Consider the following 21,515-nt stretch of genomic DNA (forward strand, 5'->3'; position numbering starts at 1 on the left):
AGCTGCCCCTTTGTCACATCTACGCCACACCGTCGCGGGCGAGCTCCTCAGCCAGCGCTTCGGCAGGCATGGCCATAATCGCGTCGAGCTCGGCGTCCACCTCGGGAATACGCTTCACCTTGAGTTTGCGCACCAGATCACCACGGCACATCACGTACGTCGGCTCACGCAGTGCGCACAGATCATCGAGCGGGTTCTTGCGCGTTACCAAGATATCGGCAGCCTTGCCGCACTCGATCGTACCGGTCTCGCCGCCCAGCCCCAGCAGCTCGGCATTGATCTGCGTAGCCGTATGCAGCGCAAAGGCGTTGCTCACGCCCACGTACTTGGCAAAAAAGGCAACCTCACGCCACATGTCGTACTGCGTCACAAACGGGCAGCTCGAGTCCGTGCCCAGGCCCACCTTAACGCCAGCTTCCAGTGCGGCACGGGCGCTCTCGATGATGCCCGAACACACAATGTCGCCGTTCTTCTTTTGCGTGTCGGTCGAATGGGTCTTCTCCGGATCGAGCAGCACAAACGGCAGCGCGGGGCTGATAGTGCAGGTAACGCTGGGCGCACGCCCCTCAAGCTGCGTGCCCGCGGCGCCGCGGTACAGTTCCAAGATCTCGGGAGTCATCGGGGCACCGTGCTCGATCGTATCGACGCCGGCCTCAAGCGCGGCCTTCACGCCCTCGGTGCTCTCGACATGAGCCATAACCGGCAGGCCCACCTCGTGCGCAGCCTTGCACGCCGCCGCGGCAACCTCGACCGGCATGCGCAGCACGCCCGGCTCACCTACTTCGGTCGCGTCGAACACGCCGCCCGTCACGAACAGCTTGATGACGTCGGCACCGCGCGCATACAAGTCACGCACTTGTTCGGCCGCCTCATCGGGGGTATCGGCGACCTGCGCGAACAGCCCCGCACCGTGACCGCCCGGCACCGTGACACCCGTTCCCGGCGCCACCAGACGCGGACCCTGATACTTGCCGGCGTCGATAGCGTTGCGCACGGCAATATCGGCAAACAGCGGGTCACCCGCACCGCGCACCGTGGTCACGCCGCTTGCCAACTGCTGCTGGGCGCTGCCCTTAAGAATATGGCGCACGATGGCGCGCCCCACGGGATTATCGAGCTTCTTCATCAGCGCGCCCGCATCGCCGGCCGAGACAGGCTTGCCCGAGCCGCACAGGTGCACATGCATATTGATGAGGCCGGGCATGAGGTACGCGCCGGCCAGGTCGATGACCTCGGCACCTGCAGGCGCCTGCGCCACAGCACTCGGCCCCACCCACGTGATGACACCGCGCTCAACGGCCACGGCCATATCGGGTTGCGGCTCCATATGCTCCGAGCCATCCAGGACGGTCGCATTGATAAACAACGTGGAACGATCGGCAGACGCCATATCGAGCTCCTCCCTCACGAGCAACTTGAACATTTGTCCATTATCACCCAGTGCGGCAGGGTTGCTGCGGACATATCGGTTAACGGAGAAAGGATGAGACACGGAGAACGGAATGCATTGCAGTCCCATCCCAGCGACATCCGGGAAATGTCTAGATCTGTAACAGGTAGACCGGGTTTTAGCAGCCAGATGTTACAGATCGAGATCTTTCGGCACCGCGTCCAACCTTTGTCTCAATCTGTAACAAGTAGACAGGTTTTCGGCCTCTAGATGTTACAGATCGAGATATTTTAGCGGCAGCCAACCTTCTGTCTCGATCTGTAACAGTTGCGAGGCCAAACGGCCCCTTGTTGTTACAGATCGAGACAAACTCGGCAGGAACAACCACATCCGCGTCAGTTACACCCCTCAGCGCCCATACCACTGCCGCCTCCACTGCTCAGCCAAATCGGCCCACTGCGGAATGCCCGCCAGTCTCATCTTTTCAGCCAGCTTCCCCGGATTCTTGAGCTCATCAAACGTAAACCTCAGCACCTTATGTCCGAGCATCGTCAGATGAGACTCTCGCTGACGTTCTGCCACGAACGGGTCGACCGACTCCCGACCCTCGTCGTTCTGTAAGGCATACTTTCCCTTTCCATCGAGCTCGCCAATCACGCACGTCCCGTCCTCGAGCCTCCAGAAATAATCAACGCGAAACACTTGGCTCGAATCAAGCGGGTCACGAAACTCCACCTGCAACTCTGGCACCGGAAAACCGTATGCAATAAAGAATGCCCGGAACCGAGACTCGCCACCGTTTTCGGACAGCCCGTCCGCATGCGACGCAATCACCTGAGCTCTGCGATATCCGCGTCTGCCCTCGCAATCGGCCTGGAGCCGTTCGCAGAGGTCGTCGCGCGATATGCCCTTCGCCCGCAGCGCAGAATCGGCGATCGCCAGACCATACGAAAACGGCGCACGCAGCAGACAGTCCTTCACCGTGCGCCAAAACGGCGTCACTCGCACGCCGTCGACGCGCTCAAGCGCACCCGCCGCCTGCGGACGCAACAGCCGGCATCCTGCACTCAGCGGCACCGAGCAACCTGTCTTAACAAGAAATCGCGGCCCAAGCAGATCATTTGGCACCTCCAGACCCCACAAAAGTGCCGCGTCGTAACCCCAAAACGCCCAATCGGGATGAAACTCCGCAAGCCCTTTGATGGTCCGCAGCGCTCGCTCCGTCGGCGTCAACGCATCCCAATCATGCTGAAAACAGAACAGGTGCGACTCAGGCTCCGCGATATCGTCGGTTCCCACATGGCGCCGCAGCCACATGAGCTCGGCATTGTCGTGCGTCACAAGCAGCACGCCTAGTTCAGCCGCCTCCGTGAGCCTGGCAAGCATCCTATTCCGCGCCAACGTGTTGCGAGCCGTATGCTTGTGTTTGAGAACGGTATTAGACACTTCCATCACCACCACATCGGACAAATGGACCATTGTCACCGTTGCCTCCGCTGATAAACGTCTTGATCTGTAACAGTTAGACGTTCTTCAGGCCCCTAAACGTTACAGATTTAGACAAACCAGCGGTGCCCAAGCGTTCGTCTCGATCTGTAACAGATAGGCTGGTTTTTTGTCCCCAAACGTTACAGATCGAGACAAAAAGGCAAAAGGCAAGGCAGGCGACAACCACCCATCCCCTACTCCCACTCCTGCTCGTAGATGTTGAGCGACTTTACGTACCGCCCCTGGACGCCCATGATGTCGCGGACCAGACGCAAGAAGAAGCTGATGCACGAGGTGTCAAAGCCGTCCTGCAGGTCCTCCGGATGCACCGCACCCGGCCCATCGACCGCCGTATCGCTCAGCCGCGCGATGTCATACAGGTAGAGCTGTCCCGCCGTAAGCCAGACATCATCGACGCAGGCGAGGCGCACCGCAATCGCGCCGTCACTCCAGTGCTCCTTCTGCACGATATGCGGATCGTAGACATCAAAGCGATGATCGGTGCGCGTGTCCTTCAGCACGACCATGCCGGACGCAGGATCCTTGTCCAAAATGCCAAAGCGCGAGAAATACTGCGTGTCGCGTACCTGCTCGAGCCGCTTGAGCGAGGCAGGCGAAAGCGATGCCGGCGGCTCGTCAACATATAGCTCGAGCAGCGTTTTGCCATGGCGATAGGGGCGCTCAAACAGCAGCCAATCGGTAAACGCCATGTTGTAGGCCATGATTTCGTTTTGCGAAGGCTCGGTGCAATAGCTGAGCCACGGGTCGACAATGATCTCGAACTGTTCGCGCGCCGGCTCCAGGAATTGAAACTTCCGCAGCATCCAAAAGTGAGCCATGTCGGCAATATCGTTGCCGACGGCTTCAGCCAGCTCTGCTCGGTCAAAAGCGTGGTCAGTCATGGCATCCTCCTCAAACTGATGGACCTCAATTTGAGCTTACGAGGAGGGTGGGCAGCCACGACCAGCGCGGGCAAAATAGGCCTCCGGCTGCAAACCAGATGCTGACCAAACACTTGACGAAAAGCTTGACCGAAAATGCGCGCCGCAACAAAACCGCAGGTAAACATCGACGGCCAACCCGCCCTTTTGAGCCAGATGCCCGCAGCCACCACTTAAACAACAGGTGACCACAGCCCAAGAAGTCGACAAATGAACGCCCGTACGTCGACAAACGAGCAAACTGCTCGCAAATCCGCAAGGAGTGTCCCCAACGACTAGACAAAAAATGACTAGTCATTGAGGACGTTCTTAAATGACTACTTTACAGCTCCAGCGCCTCGGCGACCTCGGCTGCGCAGGCCAGGGCATCGGCCATAGCACTCACCACGAGCGAGCTGCCGTTGCGGGCGTCACCGGCCACGTACACCGGTGCGGCATCCGCGGCGACACCCTCCGTGCGAGCCGCGAGGTGCGAGCCCTCGGCAGCCATCACCGGCAGCGGACGACCAGCGGTGGCAACAGGCACGCCCACCGCATCGAACACGCCGTGCTCGGGACCCGTAAAGCCGCAGGCGATGAGCACCAGCTGCGCCGGCACCTCGTGCTCGGAGCCCGCGATGCGCTCGGGCTTTCCCGCCGACCAGTCCAGATCGACCACGCGCAAACCCGCAGCCGCACCCTTCTTGTCCAGCAGCACCTCGAGCGTATCCACGCCCCAGGCACGCATCTCGTCACCCATCGCAGCGATAGCCTCCTGCTGGCCGTAGTCGGTCTTCTTAACGTTGGGCCACTGCGGCCAGGGGTTGCTCGCCGCGCGCTTATCGGGCGCAGCCGGCAAGAACTCAAACTGGCGCACGCTGCGCGCGCCCTGACGCACGGCGGTACCCACGCAGTCGTTTCCGGTATCGCCACCGCCAATGACCACAACGTCCAGGCCGCGCGCGCTCACCGCGGGCTCGCTGCCATCGAGCACCGAGGCGGTCGAAGCCGTCAGGTAGTCCACCGCGTACACCACGCCCGGAGCATCCACGTTCGCAGCCGAAAGCCCGCGGGGCGCACGAGCGCCGACAGCCATCACGACGGCGTCAAAGTCATCGAGCTCGGCCGCCACCGCAGGGTTCGTCACATCGGCGCTCAGCTCAAACACAATGCCCAGCTCGCGCATGAGCGCCACGCGACGCTCGACCACGGACTTCTCGAGCTTCATGTTGGGAATGCCGTACATGAGCAGACCGCCCGGGCGGTCGTCGCGCTCAAACACCGTCACGCGGGCGCCACGACGCGCAAGCTCCCATGCTGCCACCAGACCAGCAGGACCGGAGCCCACCACGGCAACCGTGGGCGCGCCCTCCCCTGCCGGCTCAAAGCGACGCGGGCCGCCGTTTGCCCATTCGCGGTCGCTGATCGCACGCTCGTTGTCATGGATCGTCGTGGGCTGGCCATCGACCGAACCCAGGTTGCACGCGGCCTCGCACAGCGCCGGGCAAACGCGACTCGTGAACTCAGGCATGGGCGAGGTGAGCGACAGGCGCTCGGCAGCCTCGTCCCAGCGGCCGCGGTACACCAGCTCGTTCCACTCGGGAATCAAGTTGTGCAGCGGGCAGCCGCTCGGACGTGCCTTGCCAAAGCTCGCGCCCATCTGGCAAAACGCCACGCCGCACATCATGCAGCGGCTCGCCTGGGCACGGCGTGCATCGTCGTCGAGCTCAACGTACAGCGGATCGAAATCGCGGCTGCGCTCCTCCACGGGGCGAAGCTCGTGGGTCACGCGATCGATATCAAGAAAAGCACCGGGCTTACCCATAGCACTTACGCCTCCTTCTTGGTCGAAGCAACAGAGCTGGCGGCCACGGACGCAGCACCCGCAGCACCGCCCGCAATATCGAAGCGAGCGACATCCGCGGCGCTCGCGCGACCGGTCACAATGTCAAACGCCAGCGCCTCTGCCTGCGCATGCGTCTTGCCGACGGCCTCGGCGGCGGCGACAATCGCCAGCACACGCTCGTACTCGGTCGGAATGACCTTCACGAAGTGCTTGCTCATCGTCTCAAAGCTGTAGAGCAGCTTGATGCCGCGCGGGCTCTGCGTCGCGTCCACGTGCTCTTGGATGAGCTCGCGAATCTGTGCCAGCTCGCCGGCCGTCGGGGCCTTGAGCTCAACGCTCTCGTGGTTCACGCGGGCATCGAGCGTGCCGTACTGGTCAAAGGCATAGGCCACGCCGCCCGTCATACCGGCGGCGAAGTTCTGCCCGACCTCACCCAGGATAAGCGCCAGACCGCCCGTCATGTACTCACAGCCGTGGTTGCCGCAGCCCTCGACCACCACGGTGGCACCGGAGTTGCGTACGCCAAAGCGCTGGCCGGCCAGGCCGTTGATGAAGCCGTGGCCGCTCGTGGCGCCAAAGAACGCAACGTTACCCACGATGATGTTTTCGTCGAACTTGTAGGTCGCATGCGGGTTGGGGCGCACCGACACCTCGCCGCCCGAAAGGCCCTTGCCAAAGTAGTCGTTGGCGTCGCCGCACACGTTGAGCGTAATGCCGCGCGGCAGGAAGGCGCCAAAGCTCTGACCGGCCGAACCATCGCAATCGATGGTGATGGAGCCGGCGGGCAGGCCCTCGGGATGTGCCTTGATCACCGCGTTGCCCAGGATAGTGCCCACGCAGCGGTTGACGTTGGCGATATCGGCGCGGAAGCGAATCGGGCGCAGGTGCGCGCGAGCGTCGGCCGTGTAAGGCACAAACAGCGTGGAGTCGAGCGTCTTGTCGAGCTCGCTGTCCGCAGCCATCTGGGGCAGGAAGTGACGGCCGTCGGCACCCGGGATGTGGGCACCGAACTCGCAGGTCGCGCTCGCCAGCACGGGCGACAGATCGAGCAGGTTAGCCTTGCGGTTGCCCGGGACCTCGATCTGGCGCAAGCACTCGGGATGGCCGACCATCTCGTCGACGGTGCGGAAGCCCAGGCTCGCCATGACCTCGCGCAGCTGCTCGGCAACAAAGAGCATAAAGTGCTCGACATGCTCGGGCTTGCCGCGGAAGCCGCGACGCAGGCGACAGTTTTGCGTCGCGATGCCGGCGGGGCAGGTATCCTGCTGGCAGTCGCGCTGCATGAAGCAGCCCATCGAGATGAGCGGCATGGTCGCAAAGCCAAACTCCTCGGCGCCCAGCAGGCAGGCGACGGCAACATCGGTGCCGTCCATGAGCTTGCCGTCGGCCTCGAGCACCACGCGTGAGCGCAGGCCGTTTTGCAGCAGCGTCTGCTGGGCCTCGGCAAGGCCAAGTTCCAACGGCAGTCCCGCATGCCAGATAGAGTCGCGCGCAGCGGCACCCGAGCCGCCGTTGTGGCCACTGATCAAGATCTTGTCGGCAGCACCCTTGGCCACACCGGTGGCGATGGTGCCGACGCCGGCCTCGCTGACCAGCTTGACCGACACGCGCGCGCCGGGGTTGGCGTTCTTAAGGTCGAAGATGAGCTCGGCCAGGTCTTCGATAGAGTAGATGTCGTGATGCGGCGGAGGCGAGATCAGGCCGATGCCGGGCGTGGACTGACGGACCTCGGCAATCCAGGGGTAGACCTTCTTGCCGGGCAGGTGACCGCCCTCGCCGGGCTTGGCGCCCTGGGCCATCTTGATCTGGATCTCGAAGGCGCTGCACAGGTAGCGGCTCGTCACGCCAAAGCGCGCGCTTGCCACCTGCTTGATCGCGGAGTTCTTGGAGTCACCGTTAGCCAGCGGGGTCTCGCGACGCGGGTCCTCGCCGCCCTCGCCCGAGTTGGAGCGTCCGTGCAGGCGATTCATGGCGATGGCCATGCACTCGTGCGCCTCTTTGCTGATGGAGCCGTACGACATGGCGCCGGTGTTAAAGCGGCGGACGATGTTGAGCGCGGGCTCGACCTCGTCGAGCGAAACCGGCGTGCGGCCGCTGGCATTAAAGTCGAGCAAGTCGCGCAGGCGCACGGCACGGCCGGTACGGTGCAGACGGGCGCTGTACTCCTTAAAGGTGTCGTAGCTGTCCTCACGGCAGGCGGTCTGGAGCAGGTAGACGGTCTGAGGGTCGATGAGGTGTTCCTCGCCGCCGAGCGGGCGCCACTTGGTCAGACCCAGCGTGGGCAGTTGATCGGGAGCCGGGCTCTTAAGGATAGCGAGCGCGGCGTCGTAGCGCTCGCTTTGCTCGCGCTCGACGTCCTCGACACCCATACCGCCCACACGGCTCACCGTGCCGGCAAAGTACGCGTTGACGAACTCCGGCGTAAAGCCCACGGCCTCGAAGATCTGCGCCGAATGGTAGCTCTGCACCGTGGAGATGCCCATCTTGGACATGATGGAGACGATGCCGGCGGTCGCAGCCTTGTTGTAGTTGGCGATGCCCTGCTCGGCCGTCACGTCCAGGTCGCCGTGTGCCGCCAGATCGCGGATGCACGCATGCGCGTTATACGGATAGATGCCGCTCGCGGAGTAGCCCACCAGCGCCGCAAAGTCGTGCGGGGACACGGCGTCGCCGCACTCCACCACGATATCGGCAAAGGTGCGCACGCCGGCACGGATCAGATGGTTGTGCACGCAACCCACGGCGAGCAGCGACGGCACGGGGACCTCGCCCGCAGCGGCGCGATCGCTCAGCACCACGATGTTCACGCCATCGCGCACCGCAGCCTCAACGTCCCCTGCAAGCTGCTTGAGCGCAGCCTGCAGCGCGCCCTCGCCGGCATTGCGGCGGTACACGGCACGGAAACGGCGGGTCTTAAAGCCCACGCGGTCGATGGCGCAAATGCGGTCAAACTCCTCCTTGCTCAGCAGCGGTCGCTCCAAGCGAACCAGCTGGCAGGCCGTACGGGAGTCCTCGAGCAGGTTACCGTGATTGCCCAGGTAGAGCGTGGTCGAGGTGACCATATGCTCGCGCAGGGCGTCGATCGGCGGGTTCGTGACCTGGGCAAACAGCTGATAGAAGTAGTCAAAGAACGAGCGCGTCTTCTTGGACAGGCAGGCCAGCGGCGCATCGATGCCCATCGAGGCGAGCGGCGCCTTGCCCTGCTGGGCCATGGGACGCACAACCTCGTCAACATCATCCCAGTGATAGCCGAGCTTGGCCATACGCACAGCGGCAGGCACCTCGGCGTCCTCAGCGGGCGTTGCCACAACGGGCTCATCGAGTGCGTCAACGGTCAGCGTCTCCTCGGCAATCCAGTCGCGGTAAGGCTTTTCCTTGGCATAGCGGGCGCGCAGCTCGTCGTTGTAGATCACACGGCCGCGGGCAAAATCGACCTCGAGCATCTGGCCCGGCCCCAGGCAGCCGCTTGTCAGGATGTTCTCGGGGCTCACCTCGATGGTGCCCACCTCACTTGCCAGCATAAAGCGGCCGTCGCGCGTCACATAGTAGCGGGCCGGGCGCAGGCCGTTGCGGTCGAGGGCAGCGCCCAGCGTGCGACCGTCGGTAAAGGCGATGGCGGCCGGACCGTCCCACGGCTCCATGAGCATGGACTGGTAAGCGTCGTAGGCGCGGCGTTCCTCACTCAGGCTGTCGTTGTGATCCCACGGCTCGGGCAGCAGCATGGACGCGGCACGCGTGAGCGGGCGACCGTTCATAACCAAAAACTCGAGCACGTTGTCCAAAATCGCCGAGTCGGAACCCTCGCGGTTGATGATGGGCATCACGCGCTCAAGATCGTGCTGCAGCACGGGGCTGTACAGGTTGGGCTCGCGGGCGCGAATCCAGTTGACGTTGCCCTTGAGGGTGTTGATCTCGCCGTTGTGGATGATAAAACGGTTGGGGTGCGCACGCTCCCAGCTGGGCGTGGTGTTGGTGGAGTAGCGCGAGTGGACGAGCGCAACGGCCGTCTTGACAGCGGCGTCGTTGAGATCGATGAAGAAGCGGCGCATCTGCGTGGCGACGAGCATGCCCTTGTACACGATAGTGCGCGAGCTCATGGAGCAGACGTAGAAGATCTTGTCGCGCAGGGCAAACTCGGCATCGGCCTTCTTCTCGATAGTGCGACGGCACACGTACAGGCGGCGCTCGAAGGCGTCACCCGCCGGCGTATCGTCGGGGCGGCCCAGAAAGGCTTGCAGAATGGTGGGCATGCAGGCGCGTGCCGTCTCGCCCAGGTCGTGCGGGTCGACGGGCACCTCGCGCCAAAAGAGCAGCGGCACGCCGGCCTCGGCGCAGCCCTCCTCAAACACGCGACGGGCATCCTCTACGCCCTTGTCGTCCTGCGGAAAGAACAGCATGGCCACGCCATAGTCGCCCTCTGCCGGCAGAATCTGGCCGCACTTTTGAGCCTCTTTGCGAAAAAAGTGATGCGGAACCTGGAACAGGATACCGGCACCGTCGCCGGTGTTCTTCTCGAGTCCCGTGCCGCCGCGGTGCTCCAAGTTGACCAGAATGGACAGCGCGTCGTCCAGAATCTGGTGATGGCGCTCACCGTTGATATCGGCAAGTGCGCCGATGCCACATGCATCGTGGTCGAATTCGGGGCGATAAAGGCCCTGCTGTTGAGCGGAATCTGCCTGCATCGCGATCCTCCCCTAGATATTTAGACAGTCAGTTGAATAGGCATAGTAGGAGCATCAGGGCATCGTTGTGTTTCCCGCCCGTTTCGAAACAATCGCGTAACGCACGCCCTACGAGTGGACACCGCCGACCTCAAGGGCGGCAACAAGGCGCCCAAGTTCGGCCTGTAAGCCCACCGCTTCAAACATCTCAATCTGTAACACCTAGGCCCAATTTCCATCCCTAGTTGTTACAGATCGAAACATTTCGGCAGCCCCCTTTCACCATCCCATTCAAATACAACAATTTTGTTAGTCTTGGTTAACTTTTAAGCTTAAAACGGGTATCCTTTGCGGCGTCAAGCAAACGGCACGCACACCGTGCCAGATCAAGGAGGCCCCTATGGCGCACCGAGCAGACCGACAGGCAATGCAACTTGTCCTTATCCGTCACGGAGAATCCGAGTGGAACAAACTCAACCTGTTCACCGGCTGGACCGATGTTGAGCTCACTGACACGGGCCGCGAAGAAGCCGCCGCAGGCGGTCGAGCACTCAAAGAAGCCGGTTTCGACTTTGACGTCTGCTACACTTCGCGCCTCAAGCGCGCGATCCACACCCTCAACATCGTGCTCGGCCAAATGGATCGCGAGTGGCTGCCCGTCATCAAATCCTGGAAGCTCAACGAGCGCCACTACGGCGCGTTGCAGGGTCTCAACAAGGCCGATGCCGCGGCGGAGCACGGCGACGAGCAGGTGCTCATCTGGCGCCGCTCCTTCGATGTCTGCCCGCCGGCACTCGAGCCGGACGACGCGCGCGATCCCCACACCCAGGAGCAATACCGTGATGTCGCGCCCGATCAGCTGCCCTATACCGAGTGCCTCAAGGACACGATCGCCCGCGCCTGGCCTTATTTCGAAGACGAGATTCGCCCCCAGATGCTCGCCGGCAAGCGCGTACTCATCGCCGCGCACGGCAACTCCCTGCGCTCACTCGTCATGAAGTTCGAGCACCTCACGCCCGAGGAAATCCTCAAGGTCAACATCCCCACCGGCGTGCCACTCGTCTACACCTTCGACACCGATTTCAACGTCCTCGACAAGCGCTACATCGGCGATCCGGCGACCATCGCCGCCAAGATCGACGCCGTGGCCAATCAGGGCAAAGCGCACAAGTAGCCCCAACCCAAAACCGACGCGTGGCGCCACACGCCCCAGATGCGACGTCACGCCGTCCATACGCAGGAGCGCACCATGCTCAACCATCTCAAACAACGCTTTGGCTCCCGACGCACCGGTGGTCACGGAGGCCTAGACATTGCGCGGCATATCGGCCCCGGGCTGCTCGTCACCGTCGGCTTTATCGACCCGGGCAACTGGGCCTCCAATATGGCCGCGGGCTCGCAGTTTGGCTACGCGCTGCTGTGGATCGTCACGCTGTCCACGATTATGCTCATTGTGCTGCAGCACAACGCGGCACACCTGGGTATCGCCACGGGCGCCTGTCTTGCCGAGGCAACGACTCGCTTCCTGCCCCGCCCCGCGGGACGTGCCGTGCTCGCCAGCGCCTATCTCGCGACCATCGCCACCGCCATGGCAGAAGTCCTGGGCGGCGCGATTGCCCTTCAAATGCTCTTTGGGCTACCCGTGCGCGCAGGCTGCGTCATCGTGGCGACGGCATCCATGGCGATGCTCATGACGAGCTCCTACAAGCGCGCCGAGCGATGGATCATCGCCTTCGTAGGCGTGGTAGGACTCTCGTTTTTGGCCGAGCTTGCGCTGGTCAAGGTCGACTGGCCGCAGGCCGCCGCAAGCTGGATCACGCCCAGTATGCCCACCGGCTCTGCCGCGATTATCGTGAGCGTCCTGGGTGCGGTCGTTATGCCCCACAACCTCTTTCTGCACTCCGAGGTCATCCAATCCATGCACTTCGAGGGGCAAGGCGAGCAAGTTATCGAGGAGCGCCTGCGCTACGAGTTCTTCGACACGCTCTTTTCGATGGGCGTGGGCTGGGCAATCAACTCGGCCATGGTCATCCTGGCCGCAACGACCTTCTTTGCGCACGGCATCGTCGTAGACGACCTTACCGTCGCAGCAGCCACACTTTCCCCCATCCTGGGCCCGGCGAGCTCGATTATCTTTGCAGTGGCACTGCTGTTTGCGGGGCTCTCGAGCAGCGTTACGGCGGGCATGGCCGCGGGAACCATTACGGCAGGCATGTTTGATGAGGAATACGACATCCACGACCGACACTCATCGGTTGGCGTGGCACTCTGCTTTGCCGGCGCAGTTGTTGCCTGCCTGGTCGTCAAAAATCCCTTTGAGGGCCTCATCTGGAGCCAGGCGCTGCTGTCGCTTCAGCTGCCGATCACGGTCTTTGTGCTCATACGACTCACCAGCTCACGCCGCGTCATGGGTAAATACGCCAACTCGCGCCCGCTCAACGCGCTGCTCGTAGGGATCGGTGCCATCGTGACGATTCTCGATGTCGTGTTGTTAACAGGGATGTAATGGGACGGGACACCCACCCAGGCAAACGTCTCGATCTGTAACATCTAGACCCGCTTTTGATGTCTAGATGTTACAGATTGAGATCTTTCCGAGGGACAGCTCCGTTTGTCTCAATCTGTAACACGTAGACCCCGTTTTCACTGTTAGATGTTACAGGTTGAGATCTTCTGCCGGACGGTTTTGGTTTGTCTTGATCTGTAACAAGTAGACCCATTTTCCGCTTCTAGATGTTACAGATTGAGACATTTCTTCAGCTCCAACCTTTTGTCTCAATCTGTAACAGATAGGCCCGTTTTGAGCCGCCACATGTTACAGATTGAGACAAACGGTCGGCCAGACTCACGACAGACAGGATCGGCTAACAGCAGCCGTGATCCCTTGGGGACGGAGGAAAAGGGCCCCGGCCGTGAATTCGACCGGGGCCCTTGGACAGAGCTCTGTATGGCCAATCGCCGTGTGCCTGCGAGCTACTCCTCGACGAGCTCAAACTGATCGGGACCGACGCCGCACACCGGGCACACATAATCCTCGGGCAGCTCGGGCGTATCGACCTCAACCTCGTAACCGCAAACGACGCACACGAACTTATACGTCTTCTTCTCCTCAGCCATGATGTTCTCCTCTCGAACGTGACTGGTGATGTACTTCATTTATCAGTATAGATTCTCAATAATATAATGCAAGTATTTTTAAAACATTTCTAACCTTGATACGAGGACGCCTTCGGAGGCGTCTTGCCCTTTAGGACCTTGTGATAGTAATCGTAGGTGAGCGGCGTCTCGTCACTCAGGCGTTCGGCATCCTCGACCTCGCCGATAAACAGTAGATGCGTGCCCACATCCACAGTGTCGATCAAACGGCAGCTAAACAGGGCCGCCGCATGCTCGGGCACATAGGGCATGCCCAGAGCCGTCTCGCGGGTCTCGTATTTGGCAAACTTGTCATAGTTGCTGCTGGTGCGAAATCCAAAGTTGCCAATGTAGAGCATATCCGCCGTCTGGTCGATCACGGTCAGCGCAAAGGCCTTGGCAGTCTCGATCACGCCAGCGGTCACATTTTCCTTGTTTACGGCAACCGAGATGCGAGGCGGTGCTGCCGTCACCTGCACCGCCGTGTTGATAACGCAGCCGGCACGCAGCCCGTCGGCCGCGGCACTCACCACATAGAGCCCACTCGGCATGGTAAAGAACGCAGTTTTGTCCATAACAAGTACTCCCCTAACCCGGGATTGAACCTTAAGGCTGTATGTACCCATAAAAAGCGGCGCCCATAACGGACGCCGTCTTTTGGAAATATATGGCAAAACAGCAAGGAAGACGGGGCGGGCGCGGTAGGGCACCTTCCCGTGAACTCGCTCCTAGCGGTTGCGCTCCTTGAGGGCGCGGTCAATCTCGCGCTGGACATCGCGCTTGGCCATGTCCTCGCGCTTGTCGTAGAGCTTTTTGCCTCGGCCCAGGCCCAGCAGCAGCTTTACGCGGCCGTCGGTATTAAAGTAGAGCTCCAACGGAACCAGCGCATAACCACGGTTGCGAAGTTTGCCGTCAAGAAAGTCGATCTCCTTACGGTGCAGCAGCAGACGACGCCGACGGTCGGGATCGCGATTCCACACGCCACCATGGCTATAAGGGTGGATATGCAGGCCGACGAGCCAGCACTCCCCGCCGCGGATCAGCGCGAAGGTATCGGTAATCTGGCACGCGCGCTCGCGAATCGACTTGACCTCGGTACCGCTCAGTTCAATGCCACATTCGAACGTCTCGTCGATAAAGTACTCGTGATGTGCCGAACGATTCTTGGAAATGAGCTTGCGCTCGCGCTTACTGGGCATCGCTGGCCTCCTTGACGCCGTCGGCTCCCTTGTCGGCGCCTGCGCGCTTTGCCTTGCGCTCGGCGTTAAGCTCGGCATCGCTCTCACGCACCAGCTTAATGATCGCCGCGCATGCCTCCTCGCCCACCAGGTCGCGGGCACGGACCGTCAGGCGCGTAGCCTCCTGCTTGTCGCCGTCGCTCGCAGCGTCGGTCGCACACATGATCAGGCAGATGGCGATCTCGGCCGAAGGTGAAGTCGGCACGCCTTGCAGGGCCAGTTCACCCATCACGTGGTCGTCGCTCTCATCAGCGGCATCCGGATAGGTGGTATGGATCTTGTTGAGCAGGCGCGTCGTATGCGCATCATTGGGCGCCAGGCGCAGCGCCAGACGCGCGCAGCCCACGGCAGCCGAAATGTTCTCGGTCTCGGGCTCCAAGAAGTACTGACCCAAGTTGGTGTAGGCGCGTGCGGCGCACTTACCGTCGCTCGCGCGCTCCAGCACCGAGAACGAGAGCGATGCCCACTCCTGCTTGTCCTCGAGTGCGCGGAACAGCTCGGCCAGGTCCAAGCGATAGTTACAGTTCATGGGATCCCAACGTACGGCCTGCATCAGGGCATTCCGAGCACTCACATAATCCTGATGGCGGATGTAGGCAAACGCCATGTCGGAGTACAGGCGGTCAAAGGGAACCTCGACCTGCACCAGTTCGCGCGGATCCTTCTCCACGCGGCGATAGGCCAGGCGCTCAAACTTGCTGTCGAAGCTAAAGTACTGGCGCTTCTCCTCCGTCTTGCACTCGGCGTCGATATACTCCTCGGCGAGCTCCACCAGACGCTCCAACAGCGGCGTCGCCGTAGCCAGGTCGCCCTGCGCCAGATAGTTCTCGGCATACGTGATGTCTTCCAAGCTGATAGGCAGGTCCATGACAACTCCTCGGTCCGGGCGGCAGACTCAACGCGCGCCTTAAATATCGGTCGATACACAAAACCCGGGTCTCTTGCGAGGCCCGGGCATTCATTTGTGGGTAGCCCGTACCAGATTCGAACTGGTGATCTCCGCCTTGAGAGGGCGGCGTCCTAAACCGCTAGACGAACGGGCCATATGTAGCAAATGCAATGGCTGGGATGGAGGGAGTCGAACCCCCATTGACGGAACCAGAATCCGCTGTCCTGCCATTAGACGACATCCCAATGACTGCATCGCTGCGCTCGGCTGTGCCTTTGCGCAAGAAAGAAATATACGGGAAGTCCCGCCGTGACGCAAGCCCTAATTTTGACTTTTTTGAAATTCAGTCAAATACGGCCGACACGTGAAGGACCTGTGAAGCACCAGCGACACGTACGGTGCCAAAGCCCGTAAAACATCCCACATCTACCGCTGGTAGATTACAACAATGCAGCACTCACGGCTGATGGCACAATCAAACCGTCATCATTACACGGATATCGAGGCGCCATGGACGAAGAGCTTGATTACCTATGGGAGACCCTGGGCCTCGAGATCACTGCTGACCTTTGGCCCGAACGGGACAAAATCCATCCCACCCTGCGCCCCGCCATCACGGTGATGCAGGCAAAATACCGCCGTGCATCCTTTTTGATCATGCGGATGTCATGGCACGCGGGACTCCCCGACCTTAAGCGAATCCAGGCAAGCCTCGTCGAGCTGTCCGGTATGCCGACTGTCATATCCGAGGCGCACCTGGAGCAGCGACAGCGCGAGCGACTGCAACAACAGCGGATTCCCTTTATCTGCCCCGGCGTTCAGGCATATCTGCCCTTTATGGACGAGGAGTACTGGAGCGGCAAGCCCAACAAGCACGTAAAGGTCTACGATCCGCACGAATGGGCACAGCTCGATGATTGAGCCGAGCGAGCCCGCCGATGGAAAACACGTCCCACCCTGAGCACTCAAAACGGGTCGCGCTTTCCGCAGCCGCTACAGCAACGCCTCGGCCCAGGCCGCTTCCCTAAAGCCGGGGATCGCAAAGTCGTCGCCCACCAGCAGCGGGCGCTTAACCAGCATGCCGTCAGTCGCCAGCAGCTCGAAGCACTCCTGGTCCGTCATACCCGCATCCAGACGCGCCTTCAGGCCCAGCTCTCGATATTTCATGCCCGACGAGTTAAAGAAGCGTCGCACCGGCAGCCCCGAACGAGCAATCCAGGTCGAAAGTTCATCGGCCGTGGGATTGTCCGTAACGATATCGCGGTCGATATACTCAACCCCATGTTCATCCAGCCATGCCTTGGCCTTTTTACAGGTCGAGCACTTGGGATATTCAACAAACAGTACGGTCATGGGAATCCTCCGAATATAGATCGGCCAACACAGGTACATACCATACGAGGCGCCTTCGCATGATGGGGCAATTGTAGCCCACGGGTCACACGCTAAACGAAGCGTACCCCGAATCCGCGTTTGATGAACGGCAGCAGCTCCATTGCCTCGAACGTGATATGGCCCGCAACGTTCATGCGCTCGTCGCCGGGAAGATCGACCCGCGAAATCTCAAGCTCGCCTTCGTAGCGCCCATAGCCGCTATTGCTCACAGCGATCGACCCCGTCTTTCGCGGCAGGCCGGCACCAGTATCCGCCGGCACGGAATCTGGCTTAAGCGTCGTGCGCGACTCCTGAGACCTAAAGATGAGGGTGCTCGAATCGGGCCGGTCATGATGAATCTGCCCACGTACATAGGCATAGCCGGACTCAAGCTCGCATTGCAAATCCACGTATCCGGCAGAAACTTGAGCAAACTGTGCCCAACCCGCATCCGAAAGATCGGGGTCGCCGACCAAAACAATGTCGCAATCGGCGCCATGTGCGAGCTCAAGCATGTTGAGGGCAACCTTTGACGCGCGACCGCGCTGCGCCTCAACCGTCGGCAGTCCCTCGAACACCGGCCCGCGAACGTTGGCATCGCCCGGCACAAAAGCCATGATTTCGAAGCCGAGCGCCGCAAGACGAAGATTCGTCCGAGCAACATCTTCAAGAGCTAAACCGGTATAAGGCTTGGGATAAAAATTGTGGCAGGCGGCAAAACGAGTCACATCGGCACCGGCTTCTCGCCACGATGCGATTTCATCAGAACTCACTGTCGATGCATTGACCACAATGCGAAATACACCGGACAGCTCCGCGACCCGCTGGGCACTAAAGCCATAGTCCAAACGAAGGTATTCCAGTCCCAAATCGCGCAAGTCCTCGATGCGCTCAAGCCCGAGCAAATCGCACGTTCGCGGCCCCACATCGGCAATGAGCGCAATACCGCGAGCGGAAAGCAGCGACAGCGCCTGGCGAACCTTATCGGCATACGCCGCTCCCCCATCCTCGGGAATATGCAGCGAGGTAAACGCATAGCGCGCACCCGCCGCGGCACCACGCTCAATTGTCCGCTCAATATCCTGCAGAGGGCTGGAAAGATAAATCGAAATACCCGTTTTCACGCTTCAACGCTCCTTTAAAAAAGGCCGGCGGAGCAGTTAGCCCCGCCGGCACAACCATAGCATCAAGAGATCTGCGGCACGTCAAGACGTTCGAATGACATAGCGCGCAGTATCAGGCTACTCGCCAAAAAACTCGTTGATCTTCTGCTCGTCCACGCCAAAGAACCACATCAGGACAAAGCCGGCGACATAGGCAAGCAGCATAGCGGCAACGTAGCCGAGCTGCTGACCAGGAACGACGATCAACAGGCCAAACAGACCGGAAACACCCTGGGAAACCGTGCCGATGTGAAGCAGCGCTGCAAGCGCGCCGCCAAATCCGGCACCCAGGCAGGCCGTCACAAACGGACGAACGAGCGGCAGCGTAACGGCATACATCAGAGGCTCGCCCACGCCCAGGATGCCAACGGGGATGGACTCGGCGACATACTTCTTGAGCTTGGCGTTCTTGGTCTTAAAGTACAGCGCCAAACCGGCACCGACCTGGCCGCCGCCAGCCATCATAAGGATGGGCAGCAGGTAATTGATGCCCTTGGTAGCGCCGTCGGGATCGTTGAGCATAGCGTGGATCGGCGTGAGCGCCTGATGCAGGCCGACGGACACCAGCGGCAAGAAGCCTGCCGACAGGATATAGCCGCCCAGGACGCCCAGCTTCTCGAAGATAAAGGTGAGGACGCTAAAGATCGCGGCCGTCAGCCAAGCGCCAACCGGCTGGATGACAAGCATCAGAGCAAAGGCGCCGATGATGAGCACCAGCAGCGGGGACAGGAACGTATCGAGCGCGTTGGGCATGACCTTGCGAATCTGACGCTCCATCCAGGCGAAAAACGCACCAGCGATGAGAGCCGCGATCATACCGCCCGCTGCGGGGTTGTACTGCGCATTGGTGAGCGGCAGCAGAATGGCAGTGGCAGGATCAGCAGCGCCAGGCGCAAGCAGGGGCATGGCGCTGTTGGCGATGCACATCATGCCGGCGATACCGCCCAGTGCAGCGGAGCCACCAAACTCGCGCGCTGCGTTATAGCCCACCAAAATGGGCAGATAGGCGAAGAGGGCCCAACCCATGGAGCGAATGCCCTGATACCACCACTCGCCCGCAAGCGCACCCGCCGTCGAGACATTGATGACGTTGCAGATACCGTTAATGAGGCCAGCCGCAATGATGCCGGGAAGCAGGGCGACGAAGACGTTGGAAATCTTCTTAAGGAAGGCCTGAACCGGTTTGGACTCGTACTTGGCCTTCTGCGCGGCCTTGTTTGTGGCCGCAGCGTCAACTACGCTCTCGTCAGCAACGCCTTTCGCAAGGCCGGTGAGCTTGGAGAATTCCTCGAGCACCTTATTCACCTTGCCCGGACCCAGCACGATCTGCATCGTGTCGTCCTCGACCAGGCCCATCACGCCGTCGAGTGCCTTAATACCCTCCGTGTCAACGTTGCTCGTGTCTTTGACGGTCACGCGCAGGCGCGTCATGCACGCCGCGTTTGCGAGCACGTTGTCTTTACCGCCCAAAAGATCCAGCAGCTTTTGAGCCAGCTCTTTGTTCGTCATAACTCCTCCTTGTATTGGGTATCTCTTCTTGATGTCATATCTACTCACGCCGTGCACCTATTGGGCATCGGCATTGCTCTTCTCATGGCCCCTCACCGCAGCACGGACATGGCCGCGCGCCCGCTCAAGAGCTACCGCAGCCTGCTCGGCATCGCAGTCCAGCAGCACCGAGACAATAGCGGTTTTTACGTGGCCGCCGGCATCTGCAAGCGCCTGAACAGCGCGCTCGCGCGTGCAGCCGGTCGCCTCCATCACGATGTTCTGGCCGCGCACCACCAACTTCTCGTTCGTCTGCTGTACATCGACCATCAGGTTTTGGTACACCTTGCCAATCTTGACCATGGCACCGGTCGAAATCATATTGAGAATGAGCTTTTGGACCGTTCCCGCTTTGAGCCTCGTTGAGCCGGTCAGCACCTCGGGACCGGGCACAGGCTCAATGGCAAGATCCGCGCTCTCCCCGATCTTCGACCCTTGGTTACAGGCAATTGCGATGGTCTTGCACCCAGTTGCTTTGGCGTACACAAGGCCGCCCACCACATAGGGAGTACGACCGCTTGCCGCCAGGCCAACGACAAGATCCTTATCCGAGAGTCCACGCTCCCGCAGGTCGCTCGCGCCAAGCTCCTCGCTGTCTTCGGCGCCTTCGACGGCCTTGATAAACGCCGTCTCGCCTCCGGCAATGAGCCCGACGATCAGATCGGGTGACACGCCAAACGTGGGCGGACACTCCGAAGCGTCGAGTACGCCCAGACGACCGCTGGTGCCTGCGCCCATGTAAAAGACGCGCCCGCCGCGCTCGAGTGCCTCAGCAGCCCAGTCGATTGCTGTGGCAACCTGGGGCAACACTTTCGTGACCGACTGGACGGCACGAAGATCCTCATCATTCATCGTCGTGACGATTTGCAGCGATGTCATCGTATCGAGGTCCATTGACCTTTGATTACGCTGTTCGGTCGTGAATTTTGTTAAATCGAGCATTTCATTCACCTCATCTTTCCTGTTTCTCGATGTAGTTTTGCTTAATGACATGCGTCGCCCGCTCGTAGTCGCTGGCAACGTAAGCAGCGTACAGGGCATCGACAACCATAAGCTGGGCCATACGCGAGGCCATGGCACCGCTGCGGACCAAGGGCTCGCTTGCAGCAACGCCGAGCACGGCATCGGCCATGGTGGCAAGCTTGGACGATCCATCTACTTTGGTAACGGCCACAACGAGACAGTTGTGACGTTGAGCCTCAGCAGTGCAGTCCAGCACCTCTTGCGTCAAGCCCGAGTAGCTAAAGGCGATTGCCATATCGCCCTCATGCATGTTCTTGGCACACAGGAGCTGATCATGCCAGTCGTCGTACAGATGGCACTCTTTGTCGACACGCATGAGCTTTTGCGCCAGATCGTGCGCGACCAAACGAGAGGCACCGATACCGAACAGATTGACCGCGCGTGCCCGCTTAAGATGGGCCGCGCATCGCTCCAAAACGGTGTAATCGAGCGTTCGCGCCGTCGCTTCGATCGTACGCACGTTGCTTTTCATCACCTTCCCCACGATACGTTCGACGCTGTCATCCATGGAGATGTCCTCGAGGGCAACGTCTTTCTTGTCACCCAAGAGCGCCAATTCAGCAATCAGTTCGCGCTGGAACTCCTTGTAGCCCGCAAAACCCAAACGCTTGCAAAAACGCAAAATGCTCGAGGGCGAGGAGAACGTGGCATCGGCAAGACTGCGGACGGACAGCCCGACCACCTCATGCGGATGAGCGCTTACATATGCGATGACATTGCGTTCCGCCGGGCTCGCGCTGAGTTCACGCTCGCGAAGCCGCAAAAGCAATCCGTTTGCCATCTCAAACACCTCCGTTGAGAAGAATTAAAGACCAACGAACGATTCGTACCGGATACAAA

17 protein-coding genes and 2 tRNA genes are annotated in these 21,515 nt (G+C 60.7%); 3 read left to right on the forward strand and 16 right to left on the reverse strand.

The features are described from left to right. Window positions 1-19: 19 nt before the first annotated feature. The 5 genes from DWX63_RS05455 to gltB form a co-directional block, all read right to left on the reverse strand. Window positions 20-1,423: an amidohydrolase family protein gene (locus DWX63_RS05455; protein WP_117655755.1), complete on the reverse strand. Its 1,404-nt coding sequence runs from the start codon at window positions 1,421-1,423 to the stop codon at window positions 20-22. A gap of 375 nt (window positions 1,424-1,798) precedes the next feature. After that, on the reverse strand, window positions 1,799-2,869 hold the full coding sequence (locus tag DWX63_RS05460; RefSeq protein WP_117790260.1) for a hypothetical protein: 1,071 nt from the start codon (window positions 2,867-2,869) through the stop codon (window positions 1,799-1,801). A gap of 203 nt (window positions 2,870-3,072) precedes the next feature. Beyond that, window positions 3,073-3,780, reverse strand: coding sequence for a hypothetical protein (locus DWX63_RS05465; protein WP_117843055.1), 708 nt, complete (start codon window positions 3,778-3,780; stop codon window positions 3,073-3,075). Window positions 3,781-4,141: 361 nt separating this feature from the next. Beyond that, entirely contained in the window at window positions 4,142-5,623 is a 1,482-nt protein-coding gene (locus DWX63_RS05470; protein WP_117843056.1) for a glutamate synthase subunit beta, read from the reverse strand. A gap of 5 nt (window positions 5,624-5,628) precedes the next feature. After that, window positions 5,629-10,326: a glutamate synthase large subunit gene (gene gltB, locus DWX63_RS05475; RefSeq protein WP_117843057.1), complete on the reverse strand. Its 4,698-nt coding sequence runs from the start codon at window positions 10,324-10,326 to the stop codon at window positions 5,629-5,631. Window positions 10,327-10,732: 406 nt separating this feature from the next. Here gltB and gpmA point away from each other — a divergent pair, with 406 nt between their 5' ends. Both gpmA and DWX63_RS05485 read left to right on the forward strand, forming a co-directional pair. Further along, window positions 10,733-11,479, forward strand: a complete 747-nt coding sequence (gene gpmA, locus DWX63_RS05480) for a 2,3-diphosphoglycerate-dependent phosphoglycerate mutase (protein WP_199411115.1) — start codon at window positions 10,733-10,735, stop codon at window positions 11,477-11,479. Window positions 11,480-11,554: 75 nt separating this feature from the next. After that, a complete protein-coding gene (locus DWX63_RS05485; RefSeq protein WP_117843059.1) occupies window positions 11,555-12,811 on the forward strand; it encodes an Nramp family divalent metal transporter in 1,257 nt (418 codons plus the stop codon). 467 nt (window positions 12,812-13,278) lie between these two features. Here the strand turns inward: DWX63_RS05485 and DWX63_RS05490 are convergent, their stop codons facing one another. The 6 genes from DWX63_RS05490 to DWX63_RS05515 all read right to left on the reverse strand — a co-directional run bounded on the left by DWX63_RS05490 (window position 13,279) and on the right by DWX63_RS05515 (window position 15,812). Continuing rightward, window positions 13,279-13,422 carry a rubredoxin-like domain-containing protein gene (locus tag DWX63_RS05490; RefSeq protein WP_055251878.1) on the reverse strand — a complete coding sequence of 48 codons (144 nt, stop codon included), beginning with the start codon at window positions 13,420-13,422 and terminating at the stop codon, window positions 13,279-13,281. An 89-nt stretch (window positions 13,423-13,511) separates the two neighbouring features. Then, window positions 13,512-14,015: a flavin reductase family protein gene (locus DWX63_RS05495; RefSeq protein WP_117839691.1), complete on the reverse strand. Its 504-nt coding sequence runs from the start codon at window positions 14,013-14,015 to the stop codon at window positions 13,512-13,514. A 153-nt stretch (window positions 14,016-14,168) separates the two neighbouring features. Then, window positions 14,169-14,639 (reverse strand): SsrA-binding protein SmpB, encoded by a 471-nt coding sequence (gene smpB, locus DWX63_RS05500; RefSeq protein WP_006235325.1) that lies wholly within the window; start codon window positions 14,637-14,639, stop codon window positions 14,169-14,171. Next, window positions 14,629-15,546, reverse strand: a complete 918-nt coding sequence (locus DWX63_RS05505; RefSeq protein ID WP_117843060.1) for a hypothetical protein — start codon at window positions 15,544-15,546, stop codon at window positions 14,629-14,631. The genes smpB and DWX63_RS05505 overlap by 11 nt, the downstream gene beginning before the upstream one ends. 101 nt (window positions 15,547-15,647) lie before the next feature. Beyond that, window positions 15,648-15,721: transfer RNA gene (locus tag DWX63_RS05510), tRNA-Glu, on the reverse strand. Window positions 15,722-15,738: 17 nt separating this feature from the next. Beyond that, a tRNA-Gln gene (locus DWX63_RS05515) sits at window positions 15,739-15,812 on the reverse strand. A gap of 265 nt (window positions 15,813-16,077) precedes the next feature. On the opposite strand from DWX63_RS05515, the gene DWX63_RS05520 reads away from it, so the two are divergent. Next, entirely contained in the window at window positions 16,078-16,488 is a 411-nt protein-coding gene (locus tag DWX63_RS05520; protein ID WP_117843061.1) for a hypothetical protein, read from the forward strand. Window positions 16,489-16,560: 72 nt separating this feature from the next. Here DWX63_RS05520 and DWX63_RS05525 read toward each other — a convergent pair whose 3' ends face one another. From DWX63_RS05525 to DWX63_RS05545, 5 genes are all read right to left on the reverse strand, one after another. Beyond that, window positions 16,561-16,920 (reverse strand): arsenate reductase family protein, encoded by a 360-nt coding sequence (locus tag DWX63_RS05525; protein WP_117843062.1) that lies wholly within the window; start codon window positions 16,918-16,920, stop codon window positions 16,561-16,563. A 92-nt stretch (window positions 16,921-17,012) separates the two neighbouring features. Then, window positions 17,013-18,065: a MupG family TIM beta-alpha barrel fold protein gene (locus DWX63_RS05530; protein ID WP_117843063.1), complete on the reverse strand. Its 1,053-nt coding sequence runs from the start codon at window positions 18,063-18,065 to the stop codon at window positions 17,013-17,015. A gap of 117 nt (window positions 18,066-18,182) precedes the next feature. Continuing rightward, on the reverse strand, window positions 18,183-19,613 hold the full coding sequence (locus DWX63_RS05535; protein WP_117843064.1) for a PTS transporter subunit EIIC: 1,431 nt from the start codon (window positions 19,611-19,613) through the stop codon (window positions 18,183-18,185). A 57-nt stretch (window positions 19,614-19,670) separates the two neighbouring features. Continuing rightward, a complete protein-coding gene (gene murQ, locus DWX63_RS05540; protein ID WP_117843111.1) occupies window positions 19,671-20,594 on the reverse strand; it encodes an N-acetylmuramic acid 6-phosphate etherase in 924 nt (307 codons plus the stop codon). A gap of 10 nt (window positions 20,595-20,604) precedes the next feature. Next, window positions 20,605-21,456 carry a MurR/RpiR family transcriptional regulator gene (locus DWX63_RS05545; protein WP_117802999.1) on the reverse strand — a complete coding sequence of 284 codons (852 nt, stop codon included), beginning with the start codon at window positions 21,454-21,456 and terminating at the stop codon, window positions 20,605-20,607. Between the last annotated feature and the right edge of the window lie 59 nt (window positions 21,457-21,515).

Origin of the sequence: Collinsella sp. AF20-14LB, from assembly GCF_003459505.1 — a bacterium.
Lineage (GTDB): Bacteria > Actinomycetota > Coriobacteriia > Coriobacteriales > Coriobacteriaceae > Collinsella.

Excerpts from the sequence above, each read along its gene's own strand:
- DWX63_RS05455 (WP_117655755.1), bottom strand. The coding sequence starts at position 1,423 with ATGTTCAAGTTGCTCGTGAGGGAGGAGCTCGATATGGCGTCTGCCGAT.
- DWX63_RS05460 (WP_117790260.1), bottom strand. The coding sequence starts at position 2,869 with ATGGTCCATTTGTCCGATGTGGTGGTGATGGAAGTGTCTAATACCGTT.
- DWX63_RS05465 (WP_117843055.1), bottom strand. The coding sequence starts at position 3,780 with ATGACTGACCACGCTTTTGACCGAGCAGAGCTGGCTGAAGCCGTCGGC.
- DWX63_RS05470 (WP_117843056.1), bottom strand. The coding sequence starts at position 5,623 with ATGGGTAAGCCCGGTGCTTTTCTTGATATCGATCGCGTGACCCACGAG.
- gltB (WP_117843057.1), bottom strand. The coding sequence starts at position 10,326 with ATGCAGGCAGATTCCGCTCAACAGCAGGGCCTTTATCGCCCCGAATTC.
- gpmA (WP_199411115.1), top strand. The coding sequence starts at position 10,733 with ATGCAACTTGTCCTTATCCGTCACGGAGAATCCGAGTGGAACAAACTC.
- DWX63_RS05485 (WP_117843059.1), top strand. The coding sequence starts at position 11,555 with ATGCTCAACCATCTCAAACAACGCTTTGGCTCCCGACGCACCGGTGGT.
- DWX63_RS05490 (WP_055251878.1), bottom strand. The coding sequence starts at position 13,422 with ATGGCTGAGGAGAAGAAGACGTATAAGTTCGTGTGCGTCGTTTGCGGT.
- DWX63_RS05495 (WP_117839691.1), bottom strand. The coding sequence starts at position 14,015 with ATGGACAAAACTGCGTTCTTTACCATGCCGAGTGGGCTCTATGTGGTG.
- smpB (WP_006235325.1), bottom strand. The coding sequence starts at position 14,639 with ATGCCCAGTAAGCGCGAGCGCAAGCTCATTTCCAAGAATCGTTCGGCA.
- DWX63_RS05505 (WP_117843060.1), bottom strand. The coding sequence starts at position 15,546 with ATGGACCTGCCTATCAGCTTGGAAGACATCACGTATGCCGAGAACTAT.
- DWX63_RS05520 (WP_117843061.1), top strand. The coding sequence starts at position 16,078 with ATGGACGAAGAGCTTGATTACCTATGGGAGACCCTGGGCCTCGAGATC.
- DWX63_RS05525 (WP_117843062.1), bottom strand. The coding sequence starts at position 16,920 with ATGACCGTACTGTTTGTTGAATATCCCAAGTGCTCGACCTGTAAAAAG.
- DWX63_RS05535 (WP_117843064.1), bottom strand. The coding sequence starts at position 19,613 with ATGACGAACAAAGAGCTGGCTCAAAAGCTGCTGGATCTTTTGGGCGGT.
- murQ (WP_117843111.1), bottom strand. The coding sequence starts at position 20,594 with ATGCTCGATTTAACAAAATTCACGACCGAACAGCGTAATCAAAGGTCA.
- DWX63_RS05545 (WP_117802999.1), bottom strand. The coding sequence starts at position 21,456 with ATGGCAAACGGATTGCTTTTGCGGCTTCGCGAGCGTGAACTCAGCGCG.